Source organism: Litoribacter ruber, from assembly GCF_018449405.1.
GTDB lineage: Bacteria > Bacteroidota > Bacteroidia > Cytophagales > Cyclobacteriaceae > Litoribacter > Litoribacter ruber.
This window is the reverse complement of the sequence record NZ_JAHCMY010000001.1, coordinates 290,518-309,563: the sequence shown is the minus strand read 5'-3', so window position 1 is coordinate 309,563 and position 19,046 is coordinate 290,518. Positions and strand designations below refer to the sequence as shown.

Genomic DNA, 19,046 nt, shown 5'->3' with positions numbered 1-19,046 from the left:
GAAAACATCCGCTTATAAATGGCTGAATATAATTTTCAAGAGATCGAGAAAAAGTGGCAGGCATACTGGGAGCAAAACCAGGTTTTCAATGCCCAACCAGACACTTCCAAACCAAAGTTTTATTCCCTTGACATGTTTCCCTACCCTTCCGGGGCAGGGCTGCACGTGGGACACCCACTTGGATACATAGCTTCTGACATAGTTACCCGATTCAAAAGAGCGAAGGGCTTTAACGTTCTCCACCCGATGGGGTACGATTCTTTTGGACTTCCCGCGGAACAGTATGCCATCCAGACTGGCCAGCATCCTGCTCTCACGACCGAGGAAAATATTTCACGCTACACCCAGCAGTTGAAAAACATCGGGTTTGCGTTTGACTGGTCTAAAGAGGTACGGACTTCCGATCCCAGCTATTACAAGTGGACCCAGTGGATTTTCATGCAGATCTTCAACTCCTACTATGATCATAAGGAGAGAAAGGCCAAAAGCATCCAGTCTTTGATCCAAAAGTTCAAAGAAGAGGGAAACCTGAATGTAGATGCAGCCTGTGATGAGGACACCCCATTTTTTACTGCCCATGAGTGGAATGAATTTACGGAAAAGCAACAACAGGAAATGCTGCTCAAATACCGCCTGACATTTTTGGCTGAAACCACCGTAAACTGGTGCCCGGCTTTGGGAACTGTTTTGTCCAATGACGAGGTAAAGGATGGGTATTCGGAAAGAGGCGGCCACCCTGTAGAGCGGAAAAAAATGATGCAGTGGAGCATGAGGATCACTGCTTATGCGGAAAGATTGCTTCAGGACCTGGAAACTGTGGACTGGGCAGAGCCAATCAAAGAAATGCAGCGTAACTGGATAGGCAAATCCATTGGTGCTGAAATGACCTTTAGAGTAGTAGGCAAGGCTGAAAAAATTAAAGTTTTCACCACCAGGATTGACACCATTTATGGAGTCACCTATTTGGCCCTAGCTCCGGAAAGCGAACTTGTGGATGCTTTGACTACAGAGGAGCACAGGAAAGAAGTGGATGAGTACGTGGCTGTGGCTAAAAACCGCTCAGAAAGAGACCGAATGACCGATGTAAAGCATATCACCGGTGTTTTCACGGGCTCTTATGGCGTCAACCCCTTCAACGGGGAAGAGCTGCCCATCTGGGTTGCGGATTATGTACTGGCCGGGTATGGCACCGGGGCCGTCATGGCCGTCCCTGCGCATGATGACAGGGACTATGCATTTGCCAAGCATTTTGGCTTGGAAATCCGTCAGGTAGTGGAAGGCAGCATGGAAGATGGGGCTTTTTCTGCCAAAGATGGAAATATCATCAACTCTGACTTTTTAAACGGCCTTTCTGTCAAGGAAGCCATGAAAAAAGGCATAGAGCACCTCGAGGACAAAAAGCTAGGTAAGGCCAAAATCCAGTACAGAATGCGTGATGCGATTTTTACCCGCCAGCGGTACTGGGGCGAGCCCTTGCCAGTTTATTTCAAGGATGGCCTTCCTTACCTGATTGATGAAAAAGACCTGCCTTTGGTTTTGCCAGAGGTGGATAAATATTTGCCAACTGAGGACGGTGAACCGCCTTTGGGACGTGCTGCGGACTGGACCTACAAGACTTCTGAAGGGGAGTTTCCATTGGAAAAAAGCACGATGCCTGGCTGGGCGGGTTCTAGCTGGTATTTCTTCCGATACATGGACCCAAAAAACGAAAATGCTTTTGCCGATAAGGTCAAGCTTGATTACTGGGGCAATGTGGATTTATATATTGGCGGAGCCGAGCATGCCACGGGGCACCTGCTCTACAGCCGCTTCTGGACAAAATTCCTCTATGACTTGGGCTTGGTAAATGTGAAAGAACCTTTCCAAAAAATGATCAACCAAGGCATGATCCAAGGAAGATCAAATTTTGTTTACAGGGTGAAAGGCACCAATAAATTTGTAAGCTACGGACTGAAGGATGGATACGATACCTCCGCCATGCATGTGGATGTCAATATTGTATACAATGATCAATTGAATCTGGATAAATTTAAGGCTTGGAGACCAGACCTGAAGGATGCCGAGTTCATTTTGGAAGATGGCAAATACATCTGCGGGTCAGAGGTGGAAAAAATGTCCAAGTCTAAATACAATGTGGTCAACCCTGACGATATTATTTCAAGATATGGTGCTGACACCTTGAGGCTTTATGAAATGTTCTTAGGGCCATTGGAGCAGTTTAAGCCATGGAATACAAACGGCATTGACGGGGTCTTCAAGTTCTTGAGGAAACTTTGGAATCTCTATCATGACAATAATGGAAATTTGGCCATTTCGGACGAAAAGGCCAGCCCAGAAGAATTGAAGTCTCTTCATAAAACGATTAAAAAGGCTGAGGAGGACATGAAAAATTATTCATTCAATACTTCCGTATCCAGCTTTATGATCTGCGTGAATGAGCTCACAGCTTTGAAATGCAACAAAAGGGAGATCTTGGAACCGTTGGCCATTGTGGTAGCGCCATATGCCCCGCATATCGCTGAAGAGCTTTGGTCTAGGTTGGGTCATACCACTTCAGTGGTAGAAGCTGGATATCCTGAATTTAAGGAAGAGCACCTGGTGGAAAACAGCCATGAATATCCTGTTTCCATCAATGGCAAAATGAGAACCAAGCTTGCCTTACCATTGAGTTTGAATAAGGCTGAAATTGAGGAAGCAGCCATGCAAAACGAGGTGGTGCAAAAATGGCTAGAGGGCAACCAGCCCAAAAAGGTCATAGTGGTGCCTGGTAAAATTATTAACGTGGTGGTTTAAACTTTAAAACCTGCCAGGATCTTTCAAAATAAAGGAATCCTGGCAGGTTTATATTTCCCTAAAAAAACTCAAAGAAAGGGCCTTGATCATTGATCTTGTCAGTGGTTCTTTCACTTCTTTTGATCCGTCCTTCCTTCATCCACGTACTGAAATCGGTATTCACTTCTTGCTCGGATCTTTTGGACCGAATTGAGTAATCCTTGGCCGAAAAGACCTCTCCTTTTTTGTAATATTTATCCAAATCGTAAGGCATAACTTAAAGGTTGTTTAGGGTTGTACAAATGAAAACAGGATCCCCACTTTATTTATTAGGGATCAATATTATTAAACAGCCAAAGAAATGAATTGTTATACCGAACGAATGGGCCCAATCTGAAGTTAATCTTTATACACCTTATACTAAAATCAATAAAAACTGGAGGCCGATCTACCCTCCCTTAAACCAACCTATATGAAAATCACAGAAAAAACCATCGTAGGCCTTACTTATGAACTTAAAGTCACCAAAGAGGGAGAGGAATCTGCTCCTTTCAGTGTGGAAGTAAGAGATGAGGAGGATCCTTTTTATTTCATCTTCGGCCTTAGCGGTCTTCCAGAGAAGTTTGAGACCTTATTGGAAAACAAGCAACAGGGCGATTCCTTTCAGTTTACCTTGAAGGCTGAAGAGGCATATGGCCAAGCTGATGACGAGATGATCATGTCCATTCCGAAAAACCAGTTTTCTGCCCAAAACGGTTTCACTCCGGAAATGCTCGAAGAAGGCAATTTCCTTCCCTTGGCGGATGAGGAAGGCAATTCCATGCAGGCTAAAGTTGTAAAGGATCTTGGAGAGGAAGTTTTGTTGGACTTCAACCATCCTCTGGTAGGATTTGACCTACATTTTGAGGGGGAAGTTCAAGAGGTAAGAGAAGCCACTGACGAGGAGATTTCCCATGGGCATGTTCATGGCGAACATGGACACCAGCATTGATAAGTACGAAAATTCTCGTTATTCTGATACCCCATCCAAAGAGCAAAGCCCGGAGCGAGGGTCACGAGAGGAAGAACAATTAAATAACAAAAGAACCTTTCAATTGCTCCTCGGAGCGTCATGTCCTGCGATGTACTTAGTACCTGGTACTTAGTACCCATTTGCAAATATGAAGATAAAAAGCCAAGACCTCGTTTGTGTCTTGGCTTTTTTAGTTGAAAATCAGGGCAATAAATAGTAAATTGAATAATGGAAAAAGAGGAAATCAAGGATCAGGCCGGAGAGCCATTTACCGAATATAGAAGGTACACCTATGCGGATTATTTAAGTTGGCAATATGATGAAATGGTGGAGCTTATTAAAGGCAGGTTGTTTCGAAATGCTGCGGCACCAAGAAGGGTTCATCAGGAAATTTCAGGAAAAGTATTCAACAAACTTTTTACTTTTCTTGAAAGCCTCCCATGCAAGGCATATGCTGCCCCATTTGATGTTCGGCTTCCGGTTAAATCAAAAAAACATGAGGACATTGACACCGTAGTGCAACCGGACATCTGTGTAGTGTGCGACCCAGATAAATTGGATGAATTGGGCTGTGTGGGCGCTCCAGATTTAATCATCGAGATCCTTTCCCCCGGTAACAATAAAAAAGAGCTTAAGTACAAATATGAAGTTTACGAAGAGGCCGGGGTAAAAGAATATTGGATCATTCAACCCGCTGAGCAAACTCTCTTGACCTATACATTAATCAACGGTAAATATGTACCGTCCAGGCTTCAGACCACAGGGGACTTGGTGGAATGCAGGTCTCTGCCTGGATTTTATTTGGATTTGGAATATGTTTTTCGTGACCTGGATTAACGTTAAAGTTATTGGGGAGAAAAAGAAATAATGTTTTCTTCATGAAATGAAAGTCCGATGCTGTCACCCTTTTGATACAGCCTATTTTGGTCCTCGACTTTCCAAATCACATCCGTATCTTTCAGCCGCACCGTCAGCTGGGTATAATGAATCAAATACTGGGCTGAGATAATTTCCGCCTCAAGCCTACCGTCCACCTTTTCAATTTTCACATCTGAGGGCCTTATAAAAGCCTCACCATTGCCTGGTATGGGATTGAGGTGGCTGAAAAGCTGGGCTGTGTATAGGTTTTTGGGCTTCCTGAAGATATCCCTAGGAGCACCTTTCTGCACCAATTCCCCATCTTTCAGGATGAAAAGTTTTTTACTCATCAAAAGGGCATCATCCAGGTCATGCGTCACAAAGATCACCGTCATGTCGGAATCCTCAAAAATATGCCTCAACTCTTCGATCAGCTCCCTTTTCTGAATGGTATCCAAGCTGCTGAAGGGCTCATCCAGCAGCAGTACCTCCGGCTCAATACTCAGTGCCCTGCCAATGGCTACCTTCTGCTGCTGCCCTCCGGAAAGCTGTTTGGGCAATTTATGTCTAAAGGCATGGAGATTCAACATTTGCAGAATTTCCTCAACCCTTTCCCGCCGGTAATCTTTGTCATAAAGCAAAAGTGGCCTACCTATATTTTCCTCCACCGTGGAGTTGAGGTAAAGTTTGTATTGTTGGTGGATAAGTTTGATTTCATCATAGCCTGCCACCAGCTTTTCCGCAGGGTTTAAGATTTTCTCATCCTCCAGATACACCCTACCCTCATCCTGGATTTCCAGCCCAGCGATAATCCTTAGCAAAGTACTTTTGCCGGAGCCACTTTCACCCAAAACCGACACCACCTCCCCTTTTTTGAGGGCAAACCCTACCTGCCTTAAGGCAATATTCTTCTCGTCATATTGCTTGGATATGTTGTCTATTTTGAGGTAACTCATTTGGATATTTCTGCTTGGGTCTTTTTGGGAAGGCTTTTGAGCACTAGAAAGTAGGAATGATCGGTAAGCTCGACAAACAGCTTTTGAGGGACAGATCCATCACATGACACGGTATTCCAGTGTTTTTTGTTCATATGATATCCGGGTACTATTCCGGAATGCATTTCGCGCAACTCCACAGCCCACTCGGGATCACACTTAAGGTTTACACTTTCGAATGATGATATGTCGGTTATGGCAAAAATCTTACCCCCGACTCGGAAGCAAAGGGTATCCTCATCAAACGGGGTGTCCTCGGTCACTCCGGGCAAGCTGAGACAGTAATCCCTAAAAAACTCGATATGCATATAAATAAAGGAAAAAGCAGGGAGAGCATCCCTGCCTTATAATATTTTAACTACATTAATCGCTTAATGATCCAAAATATCACCGCAAAGAGAAACACAAGAATGGATATTTTATTAATTCCATGCATCATCCTGAGGTTGAAATTGGACTTTTGGTTGGGATCAGGTTTTCTGAATACTCTGAAGAAGTAATTCCCAACTTCACCAAGCTGAAAGAACTCCTGAATTCTATTTTTAGCCATAATTACCGATGTCTTCTATTTACCTATTAACCCAAGCGCTCTGTTTCAGGTTCAATCCACTGTCCATCTTTTCTGATAATGTTGATTAGCTCATCTACCGCTTTTTCTGAAGGGACTGATCTTTTCATGACCTCCTTGCCTTTATACAAGGTAATCTTGCCCTTTCCGGATCCAACATACCCATAATCGGCATCAGCCATTTCACCCGGCCCGTTGACAATACAGCCCATGATCCCGATTTTCACCCCTTTCAGGTGATCTGTGCGCTTCCTGATCATGGCAGTGGTCTCTTGCAAGTCAAATAGGGTACGTCCGCAGGAAGGGCAACTGATGTATTCAGTTTTGGACATCCTCGTCCTAGCAGCCTGCAATACTCCAAAGCTGACCGAATTATGCAATTTGACCTGAGAAAGACTTTCTTCACGGGATCTTCCACCTACTTCGCTCATTCCCATCATCACACCATCACCAAGCCCGTCAATTAGCAAGCCCCCAAAATCAGTGGCGGCATATAGCATCGTTTGGTCACTATCCAGGCCTTGGTAATCGGTTTTGAAAATCACCGGCAATTGAAGGTTTTGCTCGATAATGTTTACCATCGCTCTTCTCAGTGCAGGCATTTGGTGCCTATTCTGGGTGAAAAGGATCAATACGATATTCGTGTTTCCAGCTAAATCCTGTGCTAACGTCGCCGTTTCTTTATCTTCAATTAGTAGAAAATTAAGAGAAGGATGAAGCTTTTCGGCGACTTTAAACTCCTGAAGGGAGTAAACTGGAAATTTATTAGAATCCTGGCTATTCCAATTACTGAAATGCTGGATTTCCTTTAAGCCATTGGGAAGCATAAATGGAATTGGATTCTTGTATGTAAATACAAAATCAGCCCCCTGGTCATTCATTTTCCACTTATCCAGCTCAGGCAGATAAAAATGTCCAATGTTTTTCAGATCCTTAATGGTCACTTCTGAAAAGGAAGACAGGTCCGCCAAAACCCTTGGCACATTGCTTCCTCCGATATTAAAAACCTCCTTGGTCACTCTACGAGTGTATTCAAATGGGTTTATTGGATATCCCTCAATATCAGAAATGGCTTCATGCTCAGCTCTGGCTTGGTAGCGGTCTATCAATGCCTGCGCTACAGGCGCTTCAAATTCAGGATCCTCTGTAAGAGATACCCTAACCGTATCTCCAAGACCATCTTCCAAAAGCGTCCCAATGCCCACGGCCGACTTCACCCTGCCATCCTCACCGTCACCGGCTTCAGTCACCCCCAGGTGCAATGGATAGGGTTTGAACCCGCCTTCTTCCAGCTTTTGCACCAAAAGTCTATAAGCTTGAACCATCACCTGCGTATTGGAGGATTTCATGGAAATTACAATGTGGTAAAATCCTTCATCCTCACAGATTCTCAAAAATTCCAAGGCCGACTCCACCATACCAAGGGGAGTATCCCCATAACGGCTCATTATCCTATCCGACAAAGACCCGTGATTGGTCCCGATACGCATGGCCGTACCATGCTCTTTGCAGATCCGCACCAAAGGTAAAAAACGCTCCCTGATACGGTCTAGCTCTTCTTGGTAGCTTTCGTCTGTATACTCAAGAACCTCAAATTTCTTTTTATCTGCGTAATTTCCCGGGTTGATACGGACTTTTTCCACAATCTTGGCAGCTATCTCGGCGGCATTGGGAGTAAAGTGAATATCCGCTACCAAAGGAACGTGATACCCTCTCTTGGCTAGTCCATCCTTAATGTTCTTTAGATTTTCGGCCTCCTTCATACTAGGGGCCGTGATGCGGATCAGTTCGCAGCCACTTTCCACCATGCGGATACACTGCTCTATTGAGCCCTCTGTATCCATGGTATCCACAGTAGTCATAGACTGCACCACGATTGGATTATCCCCTCCTATCATCACATCTCCTACACTTACGGGGATTGTTTTTCTTCTTGAATAAGAAGTAAGGCTGTTGCAGTACCTTATTTTTTCAATTAAATTCTTCGTATCCATCTTATTTTAAATGTCGCCCAATTGAGGCCTGATCACTATTTCTTCTACTACTGACTGCGGGGAAAGGTTGTAGGCTGACCACACGGCCTCTGCTACATCAGAAGCTTTCATAAATCGCTCTTCCGGAATGTCAACACCCTCCCAGCTTGCCGTGAGGGTGGCTCCCGGCATCACAGAAGTCACCTTGATGCCGTATTCCATCAACTCTTGTCTTAAACACTTGGTAAAACCCAATAGTGCCCACTTTGAAATGGCATAAGTTCCTCCATTGGCATAGGCAGTCAACCCGGCAATGGACCCCATACTGAAAATATGCCCACTTTTTCGCTCCATCATTTCCTGGGTAAACGCCCTGGTTAAATGATACACTGAAAAAAGATTGGTATGCATCATCAACTCAAAATTGCCCTCCGGCTCGTTGTGAATGGACCCAGGCAGAAAAACACCGGCGTTGTTCACCAGCACATCCGGGATGGTTTGGCTTTTTACCCAGTCAGCAAATCTGGCCACTTCCTCCATATTTGAAAAATCGGCTTGCTGATACCTTAACTTAATGCCCGAAAACGTCCCTTCAACCTCCTCCTTAAGCTGCTGAAGCTCGGATTCGTTTCTAGAACAGGTGTAAATATCAAAACCCGCTTCTGCAAATTTAAAAATAATGGCTCTGCCAATGCCTTTGGTACCACCGGTCACCAGTATGCTTTTGGACATTTTGTTGTTGTTTTAACTGTTAGTGTACTAACTATTTGCAGAAGGCAAAGTTATCATTTTTTTGGGAATAAGATCATCCTGATCATGGAGAAAGAAAAAATGACTTAATCTACCCATCCACACTTTTAAAACAACGCAGACACCTGCATTCTTCCCACATGGATAATCCGCCCCAATCCCTCAGAATTTCTGCCTTCATACACCATGTTCAGCTGCAGCCCCTCCCCGATCTTTTGCAGCCAATTGAGATTCCAGATAAAGTTGTTGCCGGGAGTCAGGGCTTGTAGCATTTCATACCCTACGGGCGAGTTTGCCTCCCCATTATAATTGATAAAAGTATAATTGAAATTGGCATTCAGGGTTGTTTTGATGGCCCTTGCAAATCTTACATCCAGCCCCATCTGATGCAGGGAGGCTACCTCCTCAAATTCCATATTTTCCAGATTTCTTTTCCCTGTAAAGGTATAATTGGCAGTCGTACGGAATACCGAAGAGGGCTGAAAGGCCAATTCCGGCCCATACCCATGCTGGGCAATCGTGTAATTGCGGTTATCCAAAAAGTCCGAGGCAGCGGCCCTTTGCCCCCTGTTGGCCATCATCCGCAAATTGACAAGCGAACTCAACTGATAACGTGAATTCAGCCTCAGATCCTGCTGTATCATATCCTCAAATCCCCCAGACAACAATTGCTTAAACTGGCTATTGAACAAGGAAAGGTCAAATCCATATTTGGTCACCGCACGGTTAAAAAACACAGATGACCGGATGGATTGACGGATACTCACCAGGTCTTCATCAGCGATGCCATTGGCCAGGGGAATTACACGGCTGCGTAAATCATTGGCCGTCACTTTCTTGTCCACATTCCAACTTGTGTTATTCGAAAATCTGGAAAGAAACTTCTTGGCCCCAGCGGTTTTTCTCCATGCATCAGGAAATTTGGCGTTTAACCGGTAATTAAAAATTGTGTTATAGGCCTGAATATACTCATCTGTGGGCACAAAGATTTTCACAAAGTTTTTCTCCTCTGGATTGATGGCTATATAAAATTCATTCAATTGTTGAATTCCATCCCCATTATCATCCCGCCAGGTATGGGTCCCTTCGCCAGGGGGTACTGGCACAAATACAAACTCCCTTCTCAGTTCCCTACCGTTGCCTATCGCATAGCTCAGTTCATTTCGCAGGTTGTGGGCAAAGGCACTTCCCAAATAATCCAATCGGCCCATGATAGTGGTCTCCATTGGCAAGTCCCGACTCACATATTCCATCTGCCTATAAGTGAAGGTCCCCTTTAGGTCATGTACCCCAAATTTTCGCTGCAACCCATACTGGGTAGTAAAAGCTTTTGTCTCAGGCAACATTTCTCCCTGAATCGGAAAATAGTCCTCCCTCCAAGAAGCGTCGGCAAAAAAAGTATAGGGCAAAGTGTCATTGCTGCGAATGAAAAACTTATGCTCTTCAAAATTCATGGCTGTGGATACCACGCTGTCACTTTCAATTGCCGAAACCGCATTTTTGTCCACATGGTAACTATAACCCGGAACGAAGATTTTGCTTCTATAGGAAACATCCCCCCGGTACCGGATCCAGTCGGATTGAAACTGCCTGATCTGGCTGTTGAGGTTGAAAAATTCATTCCTCAAAAACACTCTGTTCCCAATCTGCTGATTGAATTGGGCCAATTGCTGGTATCCATTTAGCACCTCACCACGGTTTCGGAGGTTAACCCTATACGATAATAGATTATCCGCATCCTTCACCACCTCAGCCTGAGCAGAAAACAGTTTTTCGGAAGCGGCAAACATCAAATCTTCTTGTTGCAAACTCCAATCCCTGTCAAATTCAATATACCTGACCCTGTCTATAAATGAAAAGTTTACCGAATTATATTCTACTTCCGCCTGTCCCTTGAACGAATAATCAGGGAGTAACCCCAGCCTTCTATTTTGAGACCTTAGCCCAGACTTAAAGGCATACCCTTTATTCTCATTGTTATCAATTTCCGAAAACAGGTTTTGATCATTGGTAGAAAGGGCAACCTCTGAATAGAATTGCTCATACAAACCCAATTTCACCACGGTACCGGCAGTAACCATTTCCTTTTTGCTTGGGGCAGGCAGCGGCGCTTGAATGGAATAATCCCCCTGCCTCACCCCATTGATCGGCTCCACAAATTCATAAACTACCCCATTGGCCAATTGCTGGCGCCTCACGTAATCCCCATTGCCCCTGCCAACCTGCAGAAAGCTGGGAATAAATCGTGCTTCCTCCGCAGCGGTGCTATAGACATAGAATACCTCCCCATTTTCTCTCATTCGGCGTTCATACATCACTCTGTTTGGATCAAAGGCAGTGCTGTCTACCCTTGGGATTACGGCTTGGGCAATGTTGTTACCGACAGAGGAAAGCAATTGCTTATCCTGATCTGAAAATTCAAAAAACAAGGGGCGGTTTCGGTTATCCTCCTCTTTGTAATAATTGAGGTAGAACATCACATGTTTGTTTTCCTGAGTATGGTTGGCTGACAAAATGGAGCGCTGAAAATTCCGCTCCGCATATTCAAAATCTATCCTTATCCGGGAGTATTGCGTGATGAGGACATTGGTGGTAAAAGTTATTTCTCCTTGGTTGTAATCAATCACATAATCGTAGTTGAAACCTCGTTTCAATTGCCTTCCATCCAAAAAAACCTTTTCAGAATTGGCCATGATGATGACAAAGCGTTCATTTTGGGGTCCTCGAATCCTATAAGGGCCAAGCACACCCTCCAAGATGGGGATTTCGCTTGAGGCAAATTTCCCTTTTGCAATGGAAGCAGCTACCTGGGTGGATGCTTTCCAATTTTCGCCCACGTCATAGCCGGTTGTAAACTGTAACCCTTGCACGTTCTTGTAATACCTCAAAAAATCTGAGGGCCTGTTCTGCAGCACCACATCTCCAGCTGCAAGGCTCATTTTATCATTATACAGCTCAATCAACACATTGTCGAAATCCTGTAGCTGCTGGGTATTGCCTTCGGGCTGGAAGGGCACATTTTGGTCGGTAATGCTGGCCCTGACATACAGATTGTCGGCAAGCTGGCCGTCCATCTGAAGATTGAGGGCACTGTTTACAAATACGTTTTGGGTGTTGCCAAATGAAATACCACGGGTAAGGTTTCCTGACTTTTGAAGGTTGGACGTTGGGAAAATCTCCTCTCGGAAGTCAAACACCTCCGAGGCCTTTATCCTATTGTCTTTAAATAAGGCAGCTGAATCATAATGTTCAGCCAGTGTCCTATGGGCAAATTTTTTACCCAAATCAAAGGGAAGGGTTTGATAGCAGACCTGCAAGGAGTCTTGGCCACGAAGAGATTCAACCTTAAGAATCCCCGTAGTTAGATTATAAGAATGGGCAAATTGGGCGGAATCGGCATGTTGAAAAGCGATACTTTCGGGCATCACCGTGAGGGAGTCCAAACGCACCCCTATCAGCAGGTCGTCTTTACCCAACCAACGGCAGGAATTGTCCTGAGCTGTCGCCGAAAAAACTACCAAAAGCAGAAGCGCACACCCTTTAAAAAAATGCCTTGCCCAAATCATATTACTACACTAACTCACCGCTAATGTAGTAATTTCATGGATATTTTAGGGAATGATAGGTAAAAAGAAGTTCCTTCTCCCAATTTTGTTTCAAACCAAATTTTTCCACCTGCTGTCTCCACTCCTCTTCGGGCGATGGCCAGGCCGAGTCCAGAGCCCTCTGATTTGGTACTGAAGTTAGGAACAAATATTTTATCCTTGAGCTCTTCCGGTATTCCTTTACCATTATCCCTGATTTCCAGCTTCACATAGCTGTTTTTGGAAGTCAAGTGCACAAAGATTTCTGGCACCCTATCATCTGGTACGGCTTGCATACCATTTATGATCAGGTTGGAAATAATACGGCTGAAGAGTTTTTCATCCCCAATAATGGATATGATCTTTTCAACGGTGTCATCCTGGAAGCAGACCTTGCCTTTCTCATTATTTTTGAATAACTCCACCGCCTCGTGAACCACAAACTTAAAGTCGATCGGCTCACTCTGAGGCAAAGGCATTTTGGCAAATGTACTGAAGGAAGTAGCAATATCGCTCAAAGTATCTACCTGAAGGATCAAACTTTCCACAGGCCGCACGATCTGGACTGTATCTTCTATCTGTCCTGCAGCTTGCAGCCTTAGCATATGCTGAAGCGTTAGCTTCATCGGAGTTAGCGGATTTTTAATCTCATGCGCCACTTGCTTGGCCATTTCTCTCCAAGCGGATTCTTTTTCCGTGCTTGCCAGGATCTTCTTACTGGATTCCAGCTTGTATAGCATGTTGTTATATTCATTGACCAACAAGCCAATCTCATCCTTACCGGGCCAGTACATAGGCTCGTTACTTTCCAAATTTGTCGCCTTCAATTTTTCCGTCAACAAACGGAATGGAAAGATCAACTGCTTGGACACGAAGAATGATACCACGAGGAATATGACGAAAATGACTACAAAAATATTCAAGATGTTACTGAACACATCAGCAATCACCATGTTCAATTCACTCTCCGATTCAAAGAACGGTATGGAGATAATACCCAGAATCCTTTGCCTTTCATTATCCCTTAATGCCAGATAAACGGTCTTATAATTCAGATTCCCCACCTGTTCATCCAAGATGAGGCGGTTATTCTGGGTTTCCAAAATCTCCCCTACTGCCAATGGGTGCAGGTAGTCGGTCAATACTTTTTTCTCGAAAATGCTGGGCTGGTTGGTTGCCATCAATCGCCCATTGGGCATGTACACATTTATATCCGTGCCCGTGGTACCTGCCAGTCGGTGCACCTCCTCTAGGAATTGCTCCCTATCCATAGCGCCCTTGGTCTGTTCCTCCAGGTAAGAGGCCAGGTTATTCCGGATGATGGTCGCCTTGTTGAAGTATTGACGGTGCAGGTCATCCGTATAGCTATTGGTCAAAAGCCCAATCGAAATGATACTGATGATCAACATCGGGAAGAAGAAGGCAAAGTTGATGTAAAACTGCAACTGGGTGGTGTAGTTGAATTGCAGACGGCCAAAACCCTGGAACAAGGAGTACACCAAGATACAGATCAGCGTAAAAAGCAAATAGGCAACAAAGAACAGCGACACATCGGCCAGTACATAATTGGACGGGTATATAGGTGAGGTCACAATTATGGTCTTGGTGGGCCCTTTTACCCCAAAATGATGGTGGTTGTTTTTATACACTCCAGTGGTGTACAGAGCCGGATTTTCAATCAAGTTCTCGTTCTCGGGATTTCTGTAATTATAGATCCCCACACTCATTTTGAAAATCCCGTCCTCAAAGACCGCATAATCATACTTTTCCGCATAGAGATTGTTGGCATATTCCCGGTCAAGCAGTAGTTTGGGGAATACACTCGAGGGCTGTACACTCTTCTGAACCAGTTCCAGCAAGATGGTCCCCAAAAACTGGTCATCACTGTAAAGGCTGACAAAAGAATAAAACCTGTTGCTGCCCGTTTCTGCCGTATTTCTGATAAAGTATAGATTCCTAAACGGTGTGGCATAATCACTCTTCATATGCTGGAAGCGGTAATCCTCCAAGGTTTCCTCCGTTTCCCTTTGGGAAATCAGTTCGCCGCGGGTGTTGAATATTTTGACCGTGAGATCATATTGGTCGAAATAATTGCTCATGAACACCCGACGAATCTTTTGCTCTATGGGATCTTTAGACTGCAGAGGATCGCTCATCCTGGATTTGATGAAGTAATCCTCCTCAATGTTATTCATGGCCTCAGAAAGCAGGAATTCAGCCATGATGTCGTTTTCAACCATCAGCTGGTTGGCATATTTGATCTTGGACTGTATTTCCTTTTTACGATTATCTTGGTATGCTCCCGCTCCGGTAATGATGGCACCTATAAGGCATCCATAGAAAAAGGTCAGGAATGTATTGAAATCCAGTTTGAAAACATTTTTGTGAAGCTCAAAGGTGATGATGGACACCAATAGTATGACATGGGCCAGGTAAACCACCAGAAGCGTCAGGTTATCGTACCCTAAGTAAGCCACAATTGGTACAGAAAATATCATCAGATGCGTGAGTACAGACCTTCGGCTGGTTTTGTTTTTATACAATACCATCGTAATCGCTATCAGGGTAAAAAGCAAGTATGCCGCACCACCCAAAAAGATGATGAACAGGCTAATGCCCTGAAAATAGGTAAAGGTTGGCACGGTAAGTATGTTGAGCTCCCATTGGGAATTATTCACAATATTGGTGAATAATCTAAAAAACAGCATCAATAAGATAGTGGACAATAAGAAGCTCACGTAGTGGAAAAACCACTCTTTATACTGCCGCTTGAATTTGAAAAACTGGACAAGATAGACCTTCCGGCTCAGCATGGCAATCATCAGGAAGAGCAATATGGCCCCTGTCAGCACATTCAGCAACAAGTCTCCCAAGCTGGGGTTAATCAGGGAAGAGGCATATTTAGACGGGTTGAAAAGTTGCGTATCAAAGTATTCCTGGGGGAAATGAAAGAATATCATTATCGCCCGGATACTGATCAAAATAATAGCTGAATAGATGATAGCCAGGCTTTGCTTCCCTTTTTTCCATAAAGTCCTCACAAAATCACTCCCTAGAATGATCACCAAGCCCATAATAGAAAAGAAAAACACCAGAACTACTGTTCCCGTCTGATAGCTCACATGCTGGTAGCCGGTTCTGAAAAGTATGGAGTAATAATACTCACCATTATCCTTATAGAGATCCTGATAGCCCTCTTTTGGAGTTGAGGAAAGAATAAACCGGTCATTCCCGAAGACATCAGGGTTTTCACCTTTGTCCAGGTATTCATTATTGATATCTATTTTATCATATAGTGTGTATACCTGCACCATCCAAAACAATTGCCCGAGACGGTTGATTTTTCTGAGCTTGATAAAATAAATGCCTTTTTGATTTTCGTATAGCTGATATTTTCGTGTCAGGTCCAACCCATCAATCTCAGGGATCATGGTGATAGAAGACCAATAGAGGAGCCCTCCGTTTACAGTAAATAAGTAAAAGGGGTGTTTTGTGGGAATATTAAGTGTCCTGAAAGAAACCTGCTTATCAGGACGGTTATTCATCAACAGGGTAATATAGTCATCGTCGAATTCGTCAACCACCTTATTCATTTGGGCGTTGACGAAAGCGGCCTGCTCCTCGTCTGTCTTGTCCGTAGTAGTAAAAAAATTTACTCCCAGTAATACAGCCAGGGAGGCGATGGCTATAAATAAGATTAAACGTCTTTTCTTTAGCATATTTTCGCTAAAAGTAAAAAAGCAAAGTTGATTTTCAAACTTTGCTTTTCAATTTTATCTAGGAATGTTAAAATTTCGAGGTTTGCAGCTTCCTCTTTTTTGAATTTTTATACCAAAAATACCCAATAACCATTGCCAATATATAGGGGGCGGCAAACAGGTACATGATCCCATAATTCAGGCCAGCGCCCACTGAAGTCTCCCCTGAGCTCACGTTGTTTTCTACCGTGGCCCTACACATGGCACACTGGGCAAAGGCAATGTTGGCTTTTGCCACCAAGAGAAAGATGACGCCTGTAAGTATGGATATTTTCTTTGTGATTTTTGCTAACATGGCAACTTTTGGTCAATCAGTATCAAAACGCTGAAATTCTAAAATTAGTTTATCCCCCGTAGTACGGGCTGATCATCAGATACACCACCACCCCGCTAATAGTGACATACAGCCAGATGGGATAGGCGTACCTCACCACCTTCTTATGTCTCACGTAATTGCCGGCCATACCGAAATAGTAAGCCAGCAAAATCGGGAACAGGGCAATCGCCGCCAAAAGGATATGGGTAATCAATATTACATAATATATTGTCCTAATCACACCCTCTCCGCCAAACGTGGTACTGGGGGCACTAGCGTGGTAGACTACATATGACACCAGGAACACCGCACCCAATCCAAAGGCTGTGGTCATGGAAGCTTTGTGGGCTGGAATATTGTTTTGCCTGATAAAATATAAGCCCACCAGCAACGCCACTGTAGCAGCACTGTTGATCACCGCATTGAGGTGAGGAAGGAAATAGACCCAGTCCTGGGCCAGATCCAGCTTGGCCGGCATGAACAACAGGATGGCTACCACGATGGGAACCGCTATAGATATGGCAACAATCCAGCCGTAAACTTTCTTTTCCCCGGCTGGAGATGTAATATTATTTGCTTCCATTTAATAAAATCTTGGTTTCTAAAATCAATTCATCCACTTGCTCTCGTGTGGTACCGCTGTAGTACCCGCGGATCCTGCCTTCCCCGTCTATCAGCACAAACTTATCGCTGTGAACAAAGTCATCAGGCTCGCCCATCCCGTCAATGGTGGGCAAGATAAAACCACACTTTGCCAGATCATACACTTGGTCTTTATCGCCGTGAAGAAAATGCCATTTGCCTGGTTTGGCCAAATGCCTCTCTGCATATTCAGCCAAAACCTCAGGCTGATCATATTCAGGGTCAATGCTGATGGAATAGATTTGGACATCATCATTATCTCTAAAAGCATCCTGCACCCTTTCCATTTCATTGCTCATCGCAGGACATATGCTGGGACAGCTGGTGAAAAAGAAATCCACGATGGTAACCTTATCCTTCATATCCTCTCTGCCTATGGCTTCTCCCAAGTGCGAAGTAAAGGTGAATTCTGGAATGTAATGCTGCTCATCAGAAACTGGGCACTCTGCATAAGCATTATCTACCCCATTTTCATAATATACTGGGATTTCATAGTTGTTGGTACCAAAGGTCCTGAGAAATACGATGATCAACACCGGTATCATCAGGATGCACATTAATACCATGAATTGTAAGACGCGAACTGGTTTCATTTTAATCCTGCACTTCTATTGTTTACTCTTTAACAAAAAAGAAGGTTGAAGATTCCCCTCCAACCTAACTTTTGTAAATCTCTATAGCAAATGGACGCTTACCATCTTAGCAAGAAGATGTCAGTTCCTTCTCTCAAAAGAGCGATCACCAACCAGATCAAAAAGATCAGTGGCAACATGATTGACCAAACCAAAACTTTAGCTTCATCTCTAAGGTGCATAAACTCCATCATGATATAACCGGCTTTCACCAAAGTAAGGCCGATGAAGATAGAATAAAGCAATATGCCTCTTTCCATGTTGAAGGCAAAAACGTATTCAATCAAAGTTACGATCAATAGGATGGCCGCAATCTTCCAGATTTTTTTGATCTTCTCCGCATTACGTGGAGCTACTTCCAAGGTGCTTTTGTTATCTTGAATATCCATAGTCTTCTAAAATTTTAAGGTTAGATAAGGTAAAAGAAGGTAAATACGAATACCCATACCAAATCAACAAAGTGCCAATACAATCCAATTTTTTCTACCATTTCATAATGGCCTCTTCTTTCGTATACCCCTACAGCAGCCTGATAAAAGGCAAGGAACAACAAGAAAACACCAATGGTCACGTGGAATCCGTGGAATCCGGTGATGAAGAAAAACAGTTGGGCAAAAGCTGCCGGGCCATATTCGTTCACACTTAGGTTTGCTCCATAAACGGTTTCGGTGATCATATTACCAAAGTTACCGATGAAAGTGATGGTGGCTCCACCGTCAGTTCCATGGATGAAGTGACCCCACTCCCAAGCCTGACAGCCAAGGAAGGTAACACCACCTACAATTGTCCAAAGCAACCACTTGGTAACATCTTTCCTGTCATTTCTATGTCCAGCTTCCACTGCCAATACCATAGTCACGGAACTCATGATAAGGATAAAGGTCATCAAACCAACAAACACCAACGGGGCGTGGATGCCGTGTACAAATGGAATAGCGTCAAACACCATTTCCGGTACTGGCCAATATTCATTTGATCCTACGAAGGAATCAGCTGGTCCCGCATAGGGAGGGTAACTTACCCTGATTGCTCCATAAGCTACCAAGAATGCAGCAAAAGTAAAAATATCAGAAAGCAGGAAAAACCACATCATCAGTTTCCCGTAACTTGCTTTAAGTGGCTCGTTTCCACCACCCCAAATTCCTCTCTTGGAACTCAAATTAATCGATGTTGTCGCTGTAGACAT

At 44.0% G+C, this 19,046-nt stretch carries 16 protein-coding genes; 3 read left to right on the top strand and 13 right to left on the bottom strand.

What is annotated here, in order from left to right; genetic code table 11:
• Positions 1-18 precede the first annotated feature (18 nt).
• Entirely contained in the window at positions 19-2,793 is a 2,775-nt protein-coding gene (gene leuS, locus KI659_RS01410; RefSeq protein ID WP_213943552.1) for a leucine--tRNA ligase, read from the top strand.
• Positions 2,794-2,851: 58 nt separating this feature from the next.
• On the opposite strand, the gene KI659_RS01405 is transcribed toward leuS, so the two are convergent.
• Entirely contained in the window at positions 2,852-3,046 is a 195-nt protein-coding gene (locus tag KI659_RS01405) for a hypothetical protein (protein WP_143962245.1), read from the bottom strand.
• 198 nt (positions 3,047-3,244) lie between these two features.
• Here KI659_RS01405 and KI659_RS01400 point away from each other — a divergent pair, with 198 nt between their 5' ends.
• On the top strand, positions 3,245-3,763 hold the full coding sequence (locus tag KI659_RS01400; protein WP_213943551.1) for an FKBP-type peptidyl-prolyl cis-trans isomerase: 519 nt from the start codon (positions 3,245-3,247) through the stop codon (positions 3,761-3,763).
• A gap of 249 nt (positions 3,764-4,012) precedes the next feature.
• A complete protein-coding gene (locus KI659_RS01395; RefSeq protein ID WP_213943550.1) occupies positions 4,013-4,621 on the top strand; it encodes a Uma2 family endonuclease in 609 nt (202 codons plus the stop codon).
• 8 nt (positions 4,622-4,629) lie between these two features.
• On the opposite strand, the gene KI659_RS01390 is transcribed toward KI659_RS01395, so the two are convergent.
• The 12 genes from KI659_RS01390 to KI659_RS01335 all read right to left on the bottom strand — a co-directional run bounded on the left by KI659_RS01390 (position 4,630) and on the right by KI659_RS01335 (position 19,046).
• A complete protein-coding gene (locus tag KI659_RS01390) occupies positions 4,630-5,598 on the bottom strand; it encodes an ABC transporter ATP-binding protein (RefSeq protein WP_213943549.1) in 969 nt (322 codons plus the stop codon).
• Entirely contained in the window at positions 5,595-5,945 is a 351-nt protein-coding gene (locus tag KI659_RS01385) for an MmcQ/YjbR family DNA-binding protein (RefSeq protein ID WP_213943548.1), read from the bottom strand. The genes KI659_RS01390 and KI659_RS01385 overlap by 4 nt, the downstream gene beginning before the upstream one ends.
• A 50-nt stretch (positions 5,946-5,995) precedes the next feature.
• The gene (locus tag KI659_RS01380) at positions 5,996-6,187 is read right to left on the bottom strand and encodes a DUF6728 family protein (protein ID WP_213943547.1); all 192 of its coding nucleotides are present in this window, start codon (positions 6,185-6,187) and stop codon (positions 5,996-5,998) included.
• Positions 6,188-6,213: 26 nt separating this feature from the next.
• Complete coding sequence (gene ispG / locus KI659_RS01375) at positions 6,214-8,199, bottom strand: (E)-4-hydroxy-3-methylbut-2-enyl-diphosphate synthase (RefSeq protein WP_213943546.1); 1,986 nt, start codon at positions 8,197-8,199, stop codon at positions 6,214-6,216.
• 6 nt (positions 8,200-8,205) lie between these two features.
• Positions 8,206-8,910 (bottom strand): SDR family oxidoreductase, encoded by a 705-nt coding sequence (locus KI659_RS01370; RefSeq protein WP_213943545.1) that lies wholly within the window; start codon positions 8,908-8,910, stop codon positions 8,206-8,208.
• Between the two features lie 125 nt (positions 8,911-9,035).
• Positions 9,036-12,494 (bottom strand): hypothetical protein, encoded by a 3,459-nt coding sequence (locus KI659_RS01365; protein ID WP_213943544.1) that lies wholly within the window; start codon positions 12,492-12,494, stop codon positions 9,036-9,038.
• A 20-nt stretch (positions 12,495-12,514) separates the two neighbouring features.
• A complete protein-coding gene (locus KI659_RS01360) occupies positions 12,515-16,231 on the bottom strand; it encodes a sensor histidine kinase (RefSeq protein WP_213943543.1) in 3,717 nt (1,238 codons plus the stop codon).
• Positions 16,232-16,298: 67 nt separating this feature from the next.
• A complete protein-coding gene (locus tag KI659_RS01355; RefSeq protein WP_246535248.1) occupies positions 16,299-16,565 on the bottom strand; it encodes a hypothetical protein in 267 nt (88 codons plus the stop codon).
• 49 nt (positions 16,566-16,614) lie between these two features.
• Positions 16,615-17,169, bottom strand: coding sequence for a DUF420 domain-containing protein (locus KI659_RS01350; protein ID WP_213943542.1), 555 nt, complete (start codon positions 17,167-17,169; stop codon positions 16,615-16,617).
• Complete coding sequence (locus KI659_RS01345; RefSeq protein ID WP_213943541.1) at positions 17,156-17,821, bottom strand: SCO family protein; 666 nt, start codon at positions 17,819-17,821, stop codon at positions 17,156-17,158. Before KI659_RS01345 ends, KI659_RS01350 begins: the two co-directional genes overlap by 14 nt.
• A 98-nt stretch (positions 17,822-17,919) precedes the next feature.
• Positions 17,920-18,249 carry a cytochrome C oxidase subunit IV family protein gene (locus KI659_RS01340; protein ID WP_213943540.1) on the bottom strand — a complete coding sequence of 110 codons (330 nt, stop codon included), beginning with the start codon at positions 18,247-18,249 and terminating at the stop codon, positions 17,920-17,922.
• Positions 18,250-18,269: 20 nt separating this feature from the next.
• Positions 18,270-19,046 carry a cytochrome c oxidase subunit 3 gene (locus KI659_RS01335; protein ID WP_213943539.1) on the bottom strand — a complete coding sequence of 259 codons (777 nt, stop codon included), beginning with the start codon at positions 19,044-19,046 and terminating at the stop codon, positions 18,270-18,272.

Bases quoted from the DNA above. Each gene is read 5' to 3' on its own strand.
- KI659_RS01360 (WP_213943543.1), bottom strand. From the start codon at position 16,231: ATGCTAAAGAAAAGACGTTTAATCTTATTTATAGCCATCGCCTCCCTG.
- KI659_RS01350 (WP_213943542.1), bottom strand. From the start codon at position 17,169: ATGGAAGCAAATAATATTACATCTCCAGCCGGGGAAAAGAAAGTTTAC.
- KI659_RS01400 (WP_213943551.1), top strand. From the start codon at position 3,245: ATGAAAATCACAGAAAAAACCATCGTAGGCCTTACTTATGAACTTAAA.
- KI659_RS01395 (WP_213943550.1), top strand. From the start codon at position 4,013: ATGGAAAAAGAGGAAATCAAGGATCAGGCCGGAGAGCCATTTACCGAA.
- KI659_RS01340 (WP_213943540.1), bottom strand. From the start codon at position 18,249: ATGGATATTCAAGATAACAAAAGCACCTTGGAAGTAGCTCCACGTAAT.
- KI659_RS01385 (WP_213943548.1), bottom strand. From the start codon at position 5,945: ATGCATATCGAGTTTTTTAGGGATTACTGTCTCAGCTTGCCCGGAGTG.
- ispG (WP_213943546.1), bottom strand. From the start codon at position 8,199: ATGGATACGAAGAATTTAATTGAAAAAATAAGGTACTGCAACAGCCTT.
- KI659_RS01405 (WP_143962245.1), bottom strand. From the start codon at position 3,046: ATGCCTTACGATTTGGATAAATATTACAAAAAAGGAGAGGTCTTTTCG.
- KI659_RS01355 (WP_246535248.1), bottom strand. From the start codon at position 16,565: ATGTTAGCAAAAATCACAAAGAAAATATCCATACTTACAGGCGTCATC.
- KI659_RS01380 (WP_213943547.1), bottom strand. From the start codon at position 6,187: ATGGCTAAAAATAGAATTCAGGAGTTCTTTCAGCTTGGTGAAGTTGGG.
- KI659_RS01370 (WP_213943545.1), bottom strand. From the start codon at position 8,910: ATGTCCAAAAGCATACTGGTGACCGGTGGTACCAAAGGCATTGGCAGA.
- KI659_RS01345 (WP_213943541.1), bottom strand. From the start codon at position 17,821: ATGAAACCAGTTCGCGTCTTACAATTCATGGTATTAATGTGCATCCTG.
- KI659_RS01365 (WP_213943544.1), bottom strand. From the start codon at position 12,494: ATGATTTGGGCAAGGCATTTTTTTAAAGGGTGTGCGCTTCTGCTTTTG.
- KI659_RS01390 (WP_213943549.1), bottom strand. From the start codon at position 5,598: ATGAGTTACCTCAAAATAGACAACATATCCAAGCAATATGACGAGAAG.
- leuS (WP_213943552.1), top strand. From the start codon at position 19: ATGGCTGAATATAATTTTCAAGAGATCGAGAAAAAGTGGCAGGCATAC.
- KI659_RS01335 (WP_213943539.1), bottom strand. From the start codon at position 19,046: ATGTCTACAGCGACAACATCGATTAATTTGAGTTCCAAGAGAGGAATT.